Source organism: Bradyrhizobium sp. LTSP849, assembly GCF_000938255.1.
GTDB lineage: Bacteria > Pseudomonadota > Alphaproteobacteria > Rhizobiales > Xanthobacteraceae > Bradyrhizobium.
In genome coordinates, this window is record NZ_JYMR01000004.1 from 147,465 (window position 1) to 162,567 (window position 15,103).

The following is a 15,103-nucleotide window of genomic DNA, read 5'->3' on the forward strand; positions in this document are numbered from 1 at the left end:
CGACGACGTCGCGAGCCCGGAATGACGAGGGTTGGGATGAAGCGGCCATCAAGCCGCTTTCGACGCCGCAGCCAGCGACGCGAACGTCTTGCCTTCCGCCGCGAGCTTCTTCAGCAGCGGCGCGGGCTCGAGGCTCGGATCGTTGGTTTCCTTGGCATAGAACGACAGACGATCGGCGATGTGCTTGAGGCCGACGGTATCAGCCCAGAACATCGGGCCGCCGCGGTAGATCGGCCAGCCGTAGCCATAGAGCCAGACCACGTCGATGTCGGACGGGCGCGCCGCGATGCCTTCTTCGAGGATCTTCGCGCCCTCGTTGATCATTGGATACATCATGCGCTCGAGGATCTCGTCGTCGCTGACGACGCGCTTCTTGCGCCCCAAGCGCAGCAGCGTCTCGTCGATCAGCTTCTCGACCTCGGGGTCGGGCAGCGCCGAGCGGGAGCCGGCTTCGTACTTGTAGTAGCCCTTGCCGGTCTTCTGGCCGAAGCGGCCAGCTTCGCACAGTGCGTCCGCGATCTCCGACTTGATGCCGCGGTCCTTGCGCGAGCGCCAGCCGATGTCGAGGCCGGCAAGATCGCCCATCGCGAACGGCCCCATCGGCATGCCGAATTTTGTCACGACAGCGTCGACCTGCTGCGGCAGCGCACCTTCGAACAGCAGCTTTTCGGACTGCTTGCCGCGCTGGGCCAGCATGCGGTTGCCGACAAAGCCGTCGCAGACGCCGACCACGGCCGGCACCTTCGCGATTTTTCGCGCGATGGTCACGGCAGTCACCAGCGCGTCCGGCGCGGTCTTGTCGGCGCGGACGATCTCACACAGCTTCATGACGTTGGCGGGCGAGAAGAAGTGCATGCCGAGCACGTCCTGCGGACGCTTGGTCGCCTTCGCGATCTCGTCGATGTTGAGATAGGACGTGTTCGAGGCGAGCACCGCGCCCGGCTTGACGTATTGGTCGAGCTTGCCGAACACTTCCTTCTTCACCGCCATGGTTTCGAACACGGCTTCGATCACCAGGTCAGCATCACCGACGTTCTCGATGCCGACGACGCCGGTGATCAGCGCCATGCGCTTGGCCGGTGCGTCAGCGGGAATGCCGCCGCGCGCGGCAGTTGCTTCCCAGTTCTTCTGCATGATGCCGAGGCCGCGCTTGAGCTGCTCCTCGCCGGTCTCGATCAGGGTGACGGGAACGCCGGCATTGGCAAAAGACATCGCGATGCCGCCGCCCATGGTGCCCGCGCCGAGGATGGCGACGCGGTTGACCGGACGCGACTTGGTGCCCTCAGGTACGCCTGCGATCTTGGCGGCTTCGCGCTCGGCGAAGAAGGCGTAGCGCTGCGCCTTGGACTGGTCGCTGGCGACGAGCTTGAGAAAACCCTCGCGCTCCTTCTTCAGGCCCTCGTCGAACGGAAAATCGATGGCGTAGCCGACCGCGTCGGCGGCCGCGAACGGCGCTTCCAGGCCGCGCGACTTCTTGGTCAGCGCGGCAACCGCATTGGTGAAGATCGAGCGATCGGCCTTCGCAGCTGCGAGCTTGGAATCGTCGTCGCGCAGGCGGCGCAGCGGGCGCTTCTCGGCGAGCAATTTGCGAACAAAGGCTTCCGCGCCGGAGGCCGGACCCTCGACGATCTCCTCGATCAGGCCGTTCTTGAGCGCTTCGGCTGCGCCGATCGGGTCACCACCGACGATCATCTTGACCGCGAGTTCCGGTCCGACCGCGCGCGGCAGGCGCTGGGTGCCGCCGGCGCCCGGCAACAGACCGAGCTTCACCTCGGGCAGACCGAGCTTTGCCTCTTTAACAGCCACGCGGAAATGACAGGCCAGCGTGACCTCGAGGCCGCCGCCGAGCGCGGTGCCGTGGATCGCGGCCACGACCGGCTTCGGCGAGTTCTCGATCTCGGCAAGCACCTCGTTGAGGCCTGGCGACTTCGGCGGCTTGCCGAATTCGGTGATATCGGCACCCGCGATGAAGGTGCGGCCGGCGCAGGTCAGCACGATGCCCTTGATGACGGGATCGGCGATCGCGGCCTTGATGCACTCCAGAATACCGCCGCGCACTGCGGCGCTCAGCGCATTGACCGGAGGGCTGTTGACCGTGACGATCCCGACTTCGTCATGACGCTCTAACTTGACCACTTCGCTCACGGTGTCCCTCCTTGGTGGGGATTGCTTTTATTCGATTTCGCGGTGCGGAATTTAATTCCGCATCTTGACGGCAGGGTTATTTTGAAGCACGTGGCTTGTCAACGACTCCGCGCAAGAGCAGATCAGGGATGAAGCGTACAGGAAAGAAGACTGCGACCGATCGGAATTTCGTCGTCGCGCTTTCCCGCGGACTTGATGTATTGCGCGCATTCCACCCCAACGACGGCCTTCTCGGCAATCAGGAAATCGCGGCCCGCACCAATCTGCCCAAGCCGACCGTGTCGCGGCTGACTTATACGTTGACGAGGCTCGGTTATCTGACGCCGGTTCCCCGCTTCGAGAAGTATCAGCTGGCGCCGGCCGCAATGGCGCTCGGTTACGCGGCGTTAGCCAATCTCGGCGTTCGGCATTTGTCCGAGCCGTTTCGCGAGGACATGATGCGCGCGACCGGTGGCGCCGTCGCGATCGGCGGCCGCGACCGTCACAGCATGATCTATTTCGGGCAGAGCCGCGGCAGCGAGACGGTCGGCGTTCAACTTGACGTCGGCTCTCGCGTGCCGATTGCAACCAGCGCGATGGGCCGCGCCTATTTCTGGGCGCTGGGCGAAGACGATCGCGCCGAATTGTCGCGTGTCCTGCGCGAACATTACGGCAGCCGCTGGCCCAAGATGCGCGATGGGCTGGAACGTTCCGGCGAGACCGTCGCCAAACACGGTTTTGCGATTTCGGTCGGCGACTGGCACGACGACATCGGCGCGGCCGGCGTCGCGCTCAAGCTCAATGACGGAACCGGGCCTTACGCATTCAATTGCGGCGCGCCCGCATTCCGCTTCACGGAAGAGCGATTGATCAACGACATTGGACCGCGTCTGCTTGCGATGGTAAGGAACATCGAAGCGGCACTGGGGGGTCTGATGCCGCTATCCAAAAAAGACGACAGCAAAAAGCTGAAATCAGGAGGAAAAGTTGCGCGTGTGGCCGAGGGGATCAGATAGCCTTAGTCATCATCAGGAGCGGTTCACATCGCCCCTTCGCCCACAAAACGGTGTGGGCGAGACGAGATGACGCAGGCACAGCTCGCGCAGGGGACATCGCCTCTGCTCGCGGTTCGCGACGTCAGCGTCGTGTTCGGCGGCATTGTTGCGCTCAACGGTGTGTCGTTTGACATGCACAAGGGCCAGATCCTCGGTTTGATCGGCCCCAACGGCGCCGGCAAGACCACGCTCTTCAACTGCCTCTCCCGGCTCTACCAGCCGTCCTCCGGCGATATCCTGATGGAGGGCACGAGCATTTTGAAACGGTCTCCGCACCGGATCGCCGAGATCGGCATCGGCCGTACTTTCCAGAACGTGGCGCTGTTTCCGAACCTCTCGGTGATGGACAACGTGCGGGTCGGCGCCCATTCGAAGACCTCCAGCGACATCATCAGCGACTCCCTCAGGCTCGCCTGGGTCCGGCGCAGCGAGGCCAGCGTCAACAAAAAGGTGCATGAGATCCTCGGCTATCTCAAACTCGAGGAGGTCGCACACAACGTCGTGTCCGGGCTGCCCTTCGGCACGCAGAAGCGCGTCGAATTGGCACGTGCGCTCGCGGCCGACCCGAAGATCCTGTTGCTCGACGAGCCCGCCGGCGGCCTCAACCATGAGGAAGTCTATGTGCTCGGCGACCTCATCCGCCGCATCCGCGACGAGCGCAACATGACCGTGCTTCTGGTCGAGCACCACATGGGCCTCGTGATGTCGATCGCCGACCACGTCGTCGCGCTTAATTTCGGCAAGAAGCTCGCGGAAGGCACGCCGGCCCAGGTGCAGGTCGACCCCGACGTCATCAAGGCCTATCTCGGGAGCAAGGACCAATGACGACGCTGCTCAACGTCAAGGACCTGCGCGCCTATTACGGCCAGGTCCAGGCGCTCCATGGCCTGTCCTTCTCGCTCAACGAAGGCTCGCTGACGACGCTGCTCGGGGCCAACGGCGCCGGCAAGACCACGACGCTGCGCGCGATCTGCAACATGGTGCGCTCCACCGGCGGCATCGAGTTCGACGGCAAGCCGCTGAACAACCGCTCCACCGAAAGCATCGTGCGGTTCGGCATCGCCCATGTGCCGCAGGGCCGCGGCACCTTCACCACGATGACGGTGGAGGAAAATCTCCAGCTCGGTGCCATCACCCGCAAGGACAATGCCGGTATCGTCTCCGACATCGAGCGCATGTACGCGCATTTCCCGGTTTTGAAGCAGCGGCACACCCAGCAGGCCGGCACGCTCTCCGGCGGCGAACAGCAGATGCTCGCGGTTGCGCGTGCGCTGATGCTGCGGCCGCGCCTGATGCTGCTGGACGAGCCCTCCTTTGGCCTCGCGCCACTCGTCGTGCGCGACCTGTTCGGCATCCTCGGCAAGATCAATCGCGAGGACAAGGTGTCGATCCTGGTGGTCGAGCAGAACGCCCAGCTCGCACTCGAGCTCGCCGACCAGGCCTATGTGATCGAGACCGGCCGTATCGTGATGTCGGGCAATGCCAAGGACATCGCGAACAACGAAGAAATCCGCAAATCCTATCTGGGTTACTGAGGAGCCGGCACGATGGAGCTTTTCACCAACCAAGTGCTGGCCGGCATCGCTACGGGCGCGATCTATGCCTGCATGGCGCTGGCTGTCGTCATGATCTACCAGGCGATCGACCATCTCAACTTCGCGCAGGGCGAGATGGCGATGTTCTCGACCTTCATCTCCTGGCAGTTGATGCAATGGGGCATCCCCTATTGGGGCGCCTTCATCATCGCGCTGGCGCTCTCCTTTGTCGGCGGCATCGCGATCGAGCGCATCCTGTTCAAGCCGCTCGCCAAGGCACCGGTGCTGACCAATGTCGCCGGCTTCATCGCGCTCTATGCGATCATCAACTCCTCGGCCGGCCTGATCTGGGACTTCACCATCAAGCAATATCCGACCCCGTTCGGCTCCTCGCCGTTCCTCGGCAGCCAGCTGATCTCGACCCACCAGGCCGGCATGATCGGCGTCACCGTGCTGCTGCTGATCGCGCTCTATTTCTTCTTCCAGTACACGCGGATCGGTCTCGCCATGCGGGCGGCCGCCTCGGTGCCTGAATCGGCCCGCCTGGTCGGTATCAATACGAGCTGGATGATCGCACTCGGCTGGGGCATGGCGTCCGCCATCGGCGCCATCGCCGGCATGCTGATTGCGCCTGTCGTGTTCCTCGAGCCCAACATGATGGGCGGCGTGCTGATCTACGGCTTTGCCGCCGCGGTGCTCGGCGGGTTGACGAGCCCGTTCGGCGCCGTGGTCGGCGGCTTCCTGGTCGGCATCTTCGAGAACCTCGCCGGCACCTACATCCCCGGCGTCGGCAATGAGCTGAAACTTCCGATCGCGCTCGCGCTGATCATCTCCGTCCTGGTCGTCAAACCCGCTGGTCTGTTCGGCCGGCACATCGTCAAGCGAGTTTGATCATGAGCGCAGCAGAAGAAGTCGTCGCCGAAGGCCACGAGGCGGTCGAGGCGGTTCCGAAGCGGGCCATGACGCTGGGCACAGGCACCTCGCTGCTGGTGCTGCTGCTTCTCATCGCCGTTCCGCTGTTTGCGAAGAACTTCGTCATCTTCCAGCTCACCCAGTTGCTGTATCTGGGTCTCGCCGTGCTGGCGCTGAACATCCTGACCGGCGGCTCGGGCCAGTTCTCGCTCGGCCAGAGCGCGTTCTACGGCATCGGCGCCTACGTCACCGCGGTGATGATGGAGCAGTTCAACGTCCCCTATTTCCTCTGCCTGCCGGTCGCGGCCGTGGTCTGCTTCGGCGCGGGCTTCCTGTTCGGCCAGCCGGCGCTACGGCTGTCCGGCGTATACCTCGCGCTTGCGACCTTCGCGCTCGCCACCGCCATGCCGCAGCTGCTGAAGCTGAACTTCCTCGAGAAGTGGACCGGCGGCGTGCAGGGCCTCGTCGTCACCAAGCCGGACGCACCGTTCGGGCTGCCGATGTCGCAGGACATGTGGCTCTACTACTTCACGCTCGTCGTCGTGATCGCGATCTACATCTTCTCGGTCAACCTGCTGCGCTCCCGCTCGGGCCGCGCCTTCATGGCGATCCGCGACAACGAGATCGCGGCCTCCGCCATGGGCGTCAACGTCGCACTCTACAAGACGCTCGCCTTCGGCGTCTCCGCCGCCATCACCGGCATCGCCGGCGGCCTGAGCGCGATCGCGGTGCAGTTCGTCGCACCCGACAGCTTCACCATCACGCTCGCGATCCAGCTGTTCCTCGGCATGGTCGTCGGCGGCGTGGGCTGGCTGCCCGGCTCGATCGTCGGCGCCGCCTTCATCATCTTCGTGCCGAACATCGCGGAGGGCATCTCGAAGGGCCTCTCCGGCGCCGTGTTCGGCGTGCTCCTGTTCGCCGTCATCTACCTCGTGCCGCATGGCGCAAGGCAAATCGCAATCCTGGGCCAGCAACTCGCCGGAAAGCTCAGAAAGAACTGAAACCTCTTATAAACAAGGAGACCAAATTGTTTCTTGGAAGAATACTGCGAACCACCGCACTTGTAACGGCGGTCGCGACCCTCACCTCCGGCGCAGCACTCGCTCAGAAGACATACGACACCGGCGCGTCCGATACCGAGATCAAGATCGGCAACATCATGCCGTACAGCGGTCCGGCGTCGGCCTATGGCATCATCGGCAAGACCGAAGAAGCCTATTTCAAGATGATCAACGACAAGGGCGGCATCAACGGACGCAAGATCGTCTACGTCACCTATGACGACGGCTATTCGCCGCCGAAGGCGGTCGAGCAGGTCCGCAAGCTGGTCGAGAGCGACGAGGTGCTCGCCGTGTTCAACCCGCTCGGCACGCCCTCGAACAGCGCGATCCAGAAATACCTCAACTCCAAGAAGATCCCGCAGCTGTTCGTCGCCACCGGCGCCACCAAGTGGAACGACCCGAAGGCCTTCCCCTGGACCATGGGCTGGCAGCCCTCCTACCAGAGCGAAGCGCAGATCTACGCGAAATGGCTGATCAAGGAGAAGCCGGACGCCAAGGTCGCGATCCTCTACCAGAACGACGATTTCGGCAAAGACTACCTCAAGGGCACCAAGGATGGTTTTGGCGCCAAGGCCTCATCCATGATCATCATGGAGGAGAGTTATGAGGTGTCCGAGCCGTCGATCGACGGCCACATCGTCAAGATCAAGGCCGCCAATCCCGACGTGCTCTTGATCTACACGACGCCGAAGTTCGGCGCCCAGACCATCAAGAAGACCGCCGAGCTCGGCTGGAAGCCGCTCCAGATCATCACCAACGTGTCGGCCTCGGTCGGCAGCGTGATGAAGCCGGCGGGCTTCGAGGCCGCTCAGGGAGTGCTGTCGGCGGCCTATGCCAAGGACGGCGCCGATCCGCGCTGGACCGACGATCCGGCCATGAAGAAGTGGGTGGAGTTCCTCGACAAGTACATGCCCGGCGCCGACAAGACCGATTCCAGTGTCGTCTACGGCTACGGTGCCGCGCAGACGCTGGCCAAGGCGCTCGAGCAGTGCGGCGACGATCTCACCCGCGCCAATCTGATGAAGCAGGCGGCGAGCCTGAAGGACTTCACGCCGGACACGCTGCTGCCCGGCGTCAAGATCAACACCGGTCCGAGCGACTTCGCCCCGATCAGCCAGCTCCAGATGCAGCGCTTCAAGGGCGAGAAATGGGAACAGTTCGGCGAGATCCTGAACGGCGACGTCGCTCCGGAATAATGGGCTGACGTTATAGTCCAAGGTCGAAAAGCCCCCGCGCGCGATCGCGGGGGCTTTTTGTTGACGTCGTGCGTCAATCTTGTTCAATGCGGCGCCGATCCAGCTCGGGGCAGGAGAACAATGACTGGTGTTCGTTTTCAGATTGCGACCCTTCTGGCCGCATTCGCTTTGTGCACTGCGACAAGCAACCCGGCACTGGCGCAGAAGAAATACGACAGCGGCGCGACCGATACCGAGATCAGAATCGGCAACATCATGCCCTATAGCGGCCCGGCTTCCGCCTACGCCGTGATCGGCCAGACCGAGGACGCCTATTTCAACAAGGTCAACGCCGAGGGTGGCATCAACGGCCGCAAGGTCAAGTTCATCTCCTATGACGACGCCTATTCGCCGCCGAAGACGGTGGAGCAGGCCCGCAAGCTGGTCGAGAGCGACGGCGTGCTCCTGATCTTCGGATCGCTCGGCACCTCCACCAACGGCGCGATCCGCAAATACATGAACGAGAAAAAGGTGCCGCAACTGTTCGTGGCGAGCGGCGCCTCAAAGTGGAACGATCCGAAGCAATATCCCTGGACCATGGGCTGGCAGCCGAACTACGCGAGCGAGGCGAAAATCTACGCCAAGTACATCATGAAGGAGAAGCCGGACGCGAAGATCGGCGTGCTCTACCAGAACGACGATTTCGGCAAGGACTATCTGAAAGGCTTGCGGGACGGCCTCGGCGCCAAGGCCTCGATGATCGTGCTGGAAGAGAGCTACGACACGTCGGAGCCTGCGGTCGACGAGCACGTCGTGAAGCTGAAAGCCGCGGGCGCCGACGTCTTCATCAGCATCACCACGCCGAAATTCGCGGCGCAAGCGATCAAGAAGGCGGCCGAGATCAACTGGCATCCCATGCACATCATCTCCAACGTCTCGGCCTCGGTCGGCGGCGTGATCGAGCCGGCGGGCTACGAAATCTCGCAAGGCATCCTGTCGGCGAGCTACACCAAGGACGGCTCCGACCCGCAATGGAACGCCGATGATGGCATGAAGAAGTTCTATAACTTCCTCGCGCAATATGCCCCAAAGGCCAACAAGCTCGATGCCGGCGTGGTGTTCGGCTATGCCGCCGCGCAGACGATGGTGAAGGTGCTGCAAATGTGCGGCGACGACCTCACCCGCGACAACATCATGAAACAGGCGGCCAGCCTGAAGGATTTCGCGCCCGATACGCTGCTGCCCGGGATCAAGATCAACACCGCGCCGGACAATTTCGCTCCGATCGAGCAGCTCAAGATGATGCGGTTCAAGGGCCGGACCTGGGAGCTGTTTGGCGACATCATCTCGAGCGAACTGAGCCATTAGGGGCGCGCAACTCAAAATAGCTCGAATATCGAGAAGAAATCCAAGATAGTTCGACCTTCCAGCAGTCGCAGACGACGATCTCGGGCGGTCCTGACTACTAAAGAAGCAGCCCCTGCGACGCCGTCGCAGGGGCTTTCTGTTGAAGCGACCTGCCTAATCGTATTGAATTGCGGCCGCGTCGGCCAAAAACAATCGAGACAAAAAAGGAACGCACACACCAAAAATAGGGAGATAGGAATGCCCGCTGTCACCGGCAAACTTGCGGTCGCGTCACTGGCGCTCGCGCTCATTGCAGCCTCGACCTCCACTGCATCCGCCCAGAAGAAATACGATACCGGCGCGACCGACACCGAGATCAAGGTCGGCAACATCATGCCCTACAGCGGACCGGCCTCCGCCTACGGCATCATCGGGCGGACCGAAGCCGCCTATTTCAAGAAGATCAACGAGGAAGGCGGCATCAACGGCCGCAAGATCAACTTCGTCTCCTACGACGATGCCTATTCGCCGCCGAAGGCCGTGGAGCAGGCCCGCAAGCTGGTCGAGAGCGACGAGGTGTTGTTCATCTTCAACTCGCTCGGCACGCCGTCGAACTCCGCGATCCAGAAATACATGAACTCGAAGAAAGTGCCGCAGATCCTGGTCGCGACCGGCGCCACCAAATGGAACGATCCGCAGAACTTTCCCTGGACCATGGGCTGGCAGCCTTCCTACCAGAGCGAAACGCAGATCTATGCGAAATGGCTCCTCAAGAACAAGCCGGACGCCAAGATCGCCGTGCTGTTCCAGAACGACGATTATGGCAAGGACTATCTCAAGGGCCTGAAGGACGGCTTAGGGACCAAGGCCGCTTCGATGATTGTGATGGAGGAGAGCTACGAGACGTCGGAGCCGACCATCGACAGCCACATCGTCAGGCTGAAGTCGACCGGCGCCGATGTCTTCATGAACATCACGACGCCGAAATTCGCAGCCCAAGCGATCAAGAAGGTCGCCGAGGTCGGCTGGAAGCCGCTGCACTTCCTCAACAACGTCTCGGGCTCGGTCGGCAGCGTGCTCAAGCCCGCAGGCTTCGAGAATGCGCAGGACATCATCTCCGCCGACTATCTGAAGGACGTCTCGGATCCGCAGTGGGTCAACGATCCCGGCATGAAGGACTTCCTCACCTTCATGACCAAATACTTCCCTGAAGGCGACAAGCTCGACCATGGCACCATCGTCGGCTACGGCGTGGCGCAGACTCTGGTCCAGATCCTGAAGCAGTGCGGCGACGATCTCACGCACGAGAACGTCATGAGGCAGGCCGCCAGCCTGAAGAACTTCCGCACCGAGGTGCTGCTGCCGGGTATCCAGATCAACACCTCCCCGACCGACTTTGCGCCGATCAGCCAGCTCCAGCTCGAGCGGTTCAAGGGCGAGAAGTGGGATCTGTTCGGCGACGTGATCAGCGCCGACGTCGGCGGCTAGGCCTGCAAAACACGACGACAAAACGCCCCCTGCGAGATCTTCGCAGGGGGCTTTTGCTTGCGCGCCGATTATGATCACGCGATTGCACAATCGAATGATGGTAAAGCCCGCTTACGCTTTGGCGCCTGATGCGGTAGGCAGGTGAGCGGCGCGCTTGCCGCCAGTCTCTTCTGTGTGTTGAAGGCCATCGTCATGACCGACCGACGTCCCCTGCTCCGCGCGCTCTACGACGCCGCCGTTGCCGCCGCCCATCCCAGCACGATACTGGCGCCGCATCTGCGGCCTGCTCCGAAGGGCCGCGTGATCTGTCTCGCCGCCGGCAAGGGCGCAGGCGCGATGGCCGCGGCCGCCGAGCGATACTATCTCGACACGCTAAAACTCCCGCCGGAGCGGCTGGTCGGCATCGCCACCACCCGCCACGGCTACGGCGTGCCGACGCGCCGCATTCGCGCGGTCGAGGCCGGCCATCCCGTGCCGGATGAGGCTGGCCTCAAGGGCGCGGCCGACACGCTTGAGCTTGCAGCGCAGGCCGGGCCCGACGATCTGCTCCTGGTGCTGCTCACCGGCGGAGGTTCGGCGAACTGGATCGCGCCGGTGGACGGCATCAGTTTTGCGCAGAAGCAGGCAGTTAACAAGGCGCTGCTGCGCTCCGGTGCGCCGATCGGCGAGATGAACATTGTCAGGAAACATCTCTCGCGCATCAAGGGCGGCCGGCTGGCGCGCGCCGGCAAGAATGCCGCCGAGATCGTGACGCTCGCGATCTCCGACGTGCCGCATGACGATCCTTCCGCGATCGCGTCCGGCCCCACGGTGCCCGATCCGACCACGCTTGCGGACGCGCGCGCCATCGTGGCGAAGTACAAGCTGGACATCGATGAGGCCGTGCGCCGCGCGCTCGACAATCCCGCCAACGAAAGCTGCAAGCCGGGTGACGTTGCCTTTGCACGCGCGCATTTCGAACTGATCGCGCGGCCGAAGCAATCGCTCGACGCCGCGGTGAAGCTTGCAAAAGACGCGGGCTACGAAACCATCGATCTCGGCGCCGATCTCGAAGGCGAAGCGCGCGAGGTCGCCGCCGATCACGCCAAACGCGCGCTCCAGGCGCGCGCGCAAGGAAAGCGCATCGCGATCCTCTCCGGCGGCGAGCTCACGGTCACCGTGCGCGGCAATGGCCGCGGCGGCCCGAACCAGGAATACGCGCTGGCACTCGCGGACCTCTTGAAGGACACGGCTGGCATCTCGGCGCTTGCCGGCGACACCGACGGCGCCGATGGCGGCGCCGGCCATCCCACCGACCCCGCCGGCGCGCTGATCGACGCGGCGACGTTCGCGAAGATGAAGGCGCTTGCGCTTCAGCCGCAGGTCTATCTGGACAACAACGATGCGACGACGTTCTTCGAGGCCACCGGCGATTTGCTGATGCCCGGACCGACGCTGACGAACGTCAACGATATCAGGGTGATCCTGGTCGACTGAGACGACCAGCGCCCCGCGGCGCGTTGGGACCGGAGCGCGAAACGCGCCTCGCCTATCGAACCTGGGGCCCTCGCCCCCGTATGCTTAACGCAAAGTGTACGCAAGCCGAGTCCGGCCCGGATGACGCGAGATTTCTTAACGTGAAATTCGTTGCAATTTTGGGAAGCTGCCTGCGCACGAGGCAGATCATGGAGACGATTCACCGGATTCTGTTTTAATGGTGCCGCGCTTGAGGGAGGGCAAGGATTTATGGACGATCGTGACAGGCAGGTCAGCGAGATCGACCCGCTCGTCCTTGGCGGGCTGCTCGAGCAGGCCGTCAACAACCTCTGGCTCGGCATCATCCTTTTCAACCAGAGGCGCGAGGTCGTCTACTGCAACCAGCGCTACATGGACATTTACCGCCTTTCGCCGGAGCAGGTGCGGCCGGGCACGCCGGTCAGTGATCTGATCCAGCATCGTCTCGCGCTGGGCCTGGAGATCCGCGGCGAGGCCGATGCCTATATCCGCGCCCGGACCGAGGGCGCGTTCGTGAGCGAACGAACCATCCAGGAATTCGCGGACGGGCGGATCATCGCCTATGCCGCCCACCCGCTACCGGGTGGCGGCGGCATGGCTACACACGAGGACATCACCGAACGCGAGGAGCTCAGCGCGCGGTTGCAGCAACGCAACATGCAGTTCGACATCGCGATCAACAACATGTCGCACGGGCTGTGCTTCTTCGACGCCAGTCACCGGCTGATCGTGTGCAACAAGGACTTCATCGACATGTACGGACTGCCGCCCGAGCGCGTCCGTCCCGGTACACCGCTGTCGGAAATCGTCGACATGCGCTTCGAAGCCGGCAGCGTGCCCGCGATGACGCGGGACGAATTCATGAAGTGGCGAACCGGCGTCGTCGGCTCGGCCGAGCCCATCGACAGCATCATGGAGATGCGCAACGGACGCACCTTCAAGGTCCGCCATCGACCGATGCCGGATCTTGGCTGGGTGGCGACCCACGAAGACATCACCGAGCAACGCCGGGCCGAGCTGAAGATCGCGCATATGGCGCATCACGATGCGCTGACCGACCTTGCCAATCGCACCTTGCTCAACCAGCGGCTCGCGCAGGCGTTCGCGTCAAACCAGACGTTCGCCGTGCATCATATCGATCTCGACAAGTTCAAATCGGTGAACGACACGCTCGGCCATCATGCCGGCGATGCCCTTCTCAGAGGCGTCAGCGAGCGCCTGCGCCGCCTCGTCCGTCCGAGCGACACGATCGCCCGGATGGGCGGCGACGAGTTCGTCGTATTGCAAGCTCCGATTGGCGACGGAGGCGAGGCGGGCAGGCTTGCGCAACGCATCATCGAACAGATGGCTGCGCCGTTCGAGATCGACGAGGGGCAGACGATCGCAGGCGCGAGCATCGGCATCGCCATTGCGCCGGCCGACGGCACGACACCGGAGCAATTGCTACGCAATGCGGACCTTGCGCTCTACAGGGCGAAGAGCGACGGCAGGGGCACGTACCGCTTGTTCGAACCGGCCATGGACGAAGAGGTGCAAAGCCGCCGCGCATTGGAGCTCGACCTGCGCAAGGCCCTCGCTGGCGGCGAATTCGAGCTTCACTACCAGCCGCTGGTCAAGACAGAGAGCGGCGAGATCAGCGGCTTCGAGGCCCTGATCCGCTGGCAGCATCCGCAGCGCGGGCTGATCGCGCCCAACGACTTCATTCCGCTCGCGGAGGAAATCGGCCTCATCGTACCGGTCGGCGAATGGGTCATTCGGCAGGCCTGCAGGACCGCGAGCCGGTGGCCAAAGCACCTCCATGTCGCCGTCAACATCTCTGCGGCGCAGTTCCGTTACGCCGGCCTCGCCGAGGTGATCGTCGGCGCGCTCGCATCTGCCGGGCTGGAAGCAAGCCGGCTGGAGATCGAGATTACGGAGAGCGTCCTGTTGCAGGACAAGGAGGGGACGCTCGCCATACTGCACCAGCTGCGTGCGCTCGGGGTGCGGATCGCCATGGACGATTTCGGCACCGGCTATTCGTCGCTGACCTACCTGCAATGCTTCCCGTTCGACAAGATCAAGATCGACCGTTCCTTCGTGCGCGACATCGCGACCGATGCCGGGTCGCTCAACATCGTGCGGGCGATTGCCACACTCGCGAACGGGATGGGTATGACGGCGACAGCCGAGGGCGTCGAAACGCGCGAGCAGTTCGAGCGGATCGCCGCGGAGGGGTGCACCGAAATGCAGGGCTATCTGTTCAGCCGTCCTTTGCCCGCGGCCGAAATCGAGCGCCGCTTCCTCTCCCTCGGGGCACCCGCGCTGCGCGACCGGTTCGCCGCGGCCTGATTTCCTGCCGCGCAGAGCGGTTTAAAACTCGTTGGCGATCTTCGACAGCATCTCGAGCAGGGCTTCGCGGTTGGCCTGCCCGAGCAGCTCTTTCAGCCGCGCCTCGTGCTTGGTCGCCACGAGCTTCTTGGCGCGGGCCAGCACGGCCTTGCCCTTGTCGGTCAGCACCAGGATGTGCGAGCGGCGGTCGTTGGTGGAGCGGATCCGGGCGCAGAGGTCACGGCTTTCGAGATTGTCGAGCAGGGCCACGAAATTCGGGCGTAGGATGCCGAGCGTGGAAGCGACCTCGGTCTGGTTACGGCCGGGGTTCTTCTCGACCAGCAGCAGCACCGAGAATTGCGCCGGCGTAAGCTGGAGCGAGGCCATGCAACGCAGGAAGTTCTCGAACACCTTGAGCTGTGCCCGTTTCAGCACATAGCCAAGCTGCTCAGAGAGCTCGCCGAGCTGGAGGGCTTCGGGCAGGCCCTCGGGCGCATCCTTGCGGCCCTTGGTCGCGTCCGCGGGTTTTTCAGCGGTTTTTGAAACGGTCATCGCCTCGTGCTCGTAATCCCGCTAAATTCGGGACGGGTCGCTCACCACCCTTG

Annotated in this window: 12 protein-coding genes; 10 read left to right on the top strand and 2 right to left on the bottom strand. The window is 63.2% G+C overall.

The window, feature by feature from the left end; translation table 11 throughout:
• Positions 1 to 48 precede the first annotated feature (48 nt).
• Positions 49 to 2,145, bottom strand: coding sequence for a 3-hydroxyacyl-CoA dehydrogenase NAD-binding domain-containing protein (locus tag UB31_RS03015; RefSeq protein WP_045009756.1), 2,097 nt, complete (start codon positions 2,143 to 2,145; stop codon positions 49 to 51).
• A gap of 128 nt (positions 2,146 to 2,273) precedes the next feature.
• On the opposite strand from UB31_RS03015, the gene UB31_RS03020 reads away from it, so the two are divergent.
• The 10 genes from UB31_RS03020 (at position 2,274) to UB31_RS03065 (ending at position 14,519) form a co-directional block, all read left to right on the top strand.
• Complete coding sequence (locus tag UB31_RS03020) at positions 2,274 to 3,140, top strand: IclR family transcriptional regulator (RefSeq protein WP_045002469.1); 867 nt, start codon at positions 2,274 to 2,276, stop codon at positions 3,138 to 3,140.
• A gap of 66 nt (positions 3,141 to 3,206) precedes the next feature.
• Positions 3,207 to 4,004, top strand: coding sequence for an ABC transporter ATP-binding protein (locus UB31_RS03025; RefSeq protein ID WP_045009757.1), 798 nt, complete (start codon positions 3,207 to 3,209; stop codon positions 4,002 to 4,004).
• Positions 4,001 to 4,714 carry an ABC transporter ATP-binding protein gene (locus UB31_RS03030; protein WP_045009758.1) on the top strand — a complete coding sequence of 238 codons (714 nt, stop codon included), beginning with the start codon at positions 4,001 to 4,003 and terminating at the stop codon, positions 4,712 to 4,714. Before UB31_RS03025 ends, UB31_RS03030 begins: the two co-directional genes overlap by 4 nt.
• A 12-nt stretch (positions 4,715 to 4,726) precedes the next feature.
• Entirely contained in the window at positions 4,727 to 5,605 is an 879-nt protein-coding gene (locus UB31_RS03035; protein WP_045002466.1) for a branched-chain amino acid ABC transporter permease, read from the top strand.
• Between the two features lie 2 nt (positions 5,606 to 5,607).
• Positions 5,608 to 6,627: a branched-chain amino acid ABC transporter permease gene (locus UB31_RS03040; RefSeq protein ID WP_045009759.1), complete on the top strand. Its 1,020-nt coding sequence runs from the start codon at positions 5,608 to 5,610 to the stop codon at positions 6,625 to 6,627.
• A gap of 26 nt (positions 6,628 to 6,653) precedes the next feature.
• Positions 6,654 to 7,883 (top strand): ABC transporter substrate-binding protein, encoded by a 1,230-nt coding sequence (locus UB31_RS03045; RefSeq protein WP_045009760.1) that lies wholly within the window; start codon positions 6,654 to 6,656, stop codon positions 7,881 to 7,883.
• A gap of 120 nt (positions 7,884 to 8,003) precedes the next feature.
• On the top strand, positions 8,004 to 9,230 hold the full coding sequence (locus tag UB31_RS03050; protein WP_045009761.1) for an ABC transporter substrate-binding protein: 1,227 nt from the start codon (positions 8,004 to 8,006) through the stop codon (positions 9,228 to 9,230).
• Positions 9,231 to 9,467: 237 nt separating this feature from the next.
• Positions 9,468 to 10,697, top strand: coding sequence for an ABC transporter substrate-binding protein (locus tag UB31_RS03055; RefSeq protein ID WP_045009762.1), 1,230 nt, complete (start codon positions 9,468 to 9,470; stop codon positions 10,695 to 10,697).
• A gap of 192 nt (positions 10,698 to 10,889) precedes the next feature.
• Entirely contained in the window at positions 10,890 to 12,173 is a 1,284-nt protein-coding gene (locus UB31_RS03060; protein ID WP_045009975.1) for a glycerate kinase type-2 family protein, read from the top strand.
• Between the two features lie 249 nt (positions 12,174 to 12,422).
• Positions 12,423 to 14,519: a putative bifunctional diguanylate cyclase/phosphodiesterase gene (locus tag UB31_RS03065; RefSeq protein ID WP_045009763.1), complete on the top strand. Its 2,097-nt coding sequence runs from the start codon at positions 12,423 to 12,425 to the stop codon at positions 14,517 to 14,519.
• Positions 14,520 to 14,540: 21 nt separating this feature from the next.
• On the opposite strand, the gene UB31_RS03070 is transcribed toward UB31_RS03065, so the two are convergent.
• Positions 14,541 to 15,050, bottom strand: coding sequence for a MarR family winged helix-turn-helix transcriptional regulator (locus tag UB31_RS03070; RefSeq protein ID WP_045002460.1), 510 nt, complete (start codon positions 15,048 to 15,050; stop codon positions 14,541 to 14,543).
• Positions 15,051 to 15,103: the final 53 nt, after the last annotated feature.